At 63.4% G+C, this 1,509-nt stretch carries 1 protein-coding gene; it reads left to right on the forward strand.

Annotation, left to right across the window (positions count from 1 at the left end):
• Nucleotides 1–170 precede the first annotated feature (170 nt).
• Nucleotides 171–1,508, forward strand: a complete 1,338-nt coding sequence (locus ACFWAY_RS53730; RefSeq protein ID WP_378516535.1) for an MFS transporter — start codon at nt 171–173, stop codon at nt 1,506–1,508.
• Nucleotide 1,509: the final 1 nt, after the last annotated feature.

Consider the following 1,509-nt stretch of genomic DNA (forward strand, 5'->3'; position numbering starts at 1 on the left):
AACAACTGGTGTCGCACCCTTGCGCGGAGACTTCATCTGTGTTCGTATTATCTCCATCAATTCACAGGCACCCGCCACGTATGCCACGTGTGAGTCGAGCGGCTCACTGCAGCTCGCCCCTGGCGATCCGATTCGCGTCGACCGGCGTTCGTGGTGAAGGAGAGGCAGTCATGACCGACACTCGAGATATGGCCCACCCGAGGGCTGAGGACGCCGTCGGGAATCGACGGCAACTCAGACGCGTGTATTTCGCCAGCCTGATCGGCACGACGGTCGAGTTCTACGACTTCATCGTGTTCGGGGTGGCGGCGAGCCTGGTGTTCGGGCGGGTCTTCTTCGAGTCGACGTCCGAGTCGCTCGGGACGATCCTCTCGTTCGCGATTCTCGCGATCGGGTACGCGGCTCGACCGCTCGGCGGGATCATCTTCGGTCACTTCGGGGACCGGGTGGGCCGCAAGTCGACGCTGTTGTGGACGATGGTCCTGATGGGGCTGAGCACCTTCCTGATCGGATGCCTGCCGTCCTCGGCGCAGATCGGCGCACTCGCACCGATCCTGTTGGTCACCCTCCGCCTCATCCAGGGCATCGCCGTGGGCGGTGAATGGGGCGGCGCGGTGTTGATGGCCGTCGAACACGCTCCCAAGAAGTCACGCGGATTCTTCGGCGGAGCGGCAAGTTTGGGATCGGGAGCCGGAGTGCTGCTGGCCTACGGGGCGTTCGCGTTGCTGAACAACCTGGACGACGAGGCGTTCCTGACCTGGGGATGGCGGTTGCCGTTCCTCTTCTCGGTCGTCGTCGTCGGCGTCGGTCTGTACGTGCGGCTGCGGATCGAGGAAAGCCCGGTCTTCGAATCCGAACAGCACAACTCCGAAGCAACGGAGAAGCCGCCCATCCCGCTCATCGAGGTCTTCCGTGAGCGACCCGGCAAGGTTCTGCTCGGCATCGGCACCGTCTCGGGCACCTTCATGTCCCAGGCAATCGTGTCGACCTTCCTGATCTCATACGCCGCCACGCACTACGGTCTGGGCCGGTCGACCCTGCTGACCCTGCTCAACATCTCGCTGGTCATCATGATCTTCACCATCCCGTTCTTCTCGTTCATCTCCGACAAGGTCGGCCGGCGCCAGATCTTCATCCCCGCCGCGATCGGCTACGGCGTGTTCGCGTTCGTCATGTTCCCGATGATCGGGTCGGGGTCCCCGCTGATCATCCTGGCGACCTTCATCATCGGAATGGCGATACTCAACTCGGCAGCGACAGGAACCTCCGCCACCCTGCTTTCCGAACTCTTCCCGACCAAGTTCCGCTACACCGGCGCCGGCGTCGCATACCAGTTCGCCGGCCTCATCGGCGGTGGCATCGGCCCACTGCTCGCCTCGATCTTCGTCGCCCCCGGCGGAATCGGACCGATCGGTGTCTCGATCATGCTCGCAGCATTCTGCACACTCAGCGCCATCTGCGCATACCGGATCGGCGACAACCGCACCGTCGACCTCAGCGACGCATGAC

This window comes from Rhodococcus sp. NPDC059968, assembly GCF_042738615.1.
Classification (GTDB): domain Bacteria; phylum Actinomycetota; class Actinomycetes; order Mycobacteriales; family Mycobacteriaceae; genus Rhodococcus_F.